Genomic DNA, 381 nt, shown 5'->3' on the forward strand with positions numbered 1-381 from the left:
CGTTGCCGTTGCCGTTGCCGTTGCCGTTGCCGTTGCCGTTGCCGTTGCCGTTGCCAGCATTGTTGCCGTTGTTGCTGCCATTACTTCCGTTGTTGCCGCCGTTGCTGCCGGTGCCACCGGTATTGCCGTTGCCATTGCCCGACCCAGCATCCGTCGCCGTGCCCGCGCGCAGATTGCGCCCGGCCTGCACGCGCACGTCCTGGTCACCCATCACCAGCGAGCCGGCCATCGCCAGATCCTTGCCCGCCGCCACGCGCAATGCGTCCTGCGTCTGCAGGCTGCCGCGTGCGCTCACCGATACATCGCCGGCCGCATCCACCGTCAGTGCCTGGCCCGCGCTCACCGCGCCCGTGACCGCCGCGTCGCGGCCCGCCGTCAGGG

Annotated in this window: 1 protein-coding gene; it reads right to left on the bottom strand. The window is 70.1% G+C overall.

Annotated features, from left to right (window positions below; all coding sequences use genetic code 11):
- Window positions 1–381: hypothetical protein (locus KDH83_RS31920; RefSeq protein WP_212323199.1), on the bottom strand; the 381-nt coding region annotated here is incomplete at both ends.

The sequence above is a fragment of the Achromobacter sp. Marseille-Q0513 genome, from assembly GCF_018195695.1.
Taxonomy (GTDB): Bacteria; Pseudomonadota; Gammaproteobacteria; order Burkholderiales; family Burkholderiaceae_B; genus Achromobacter.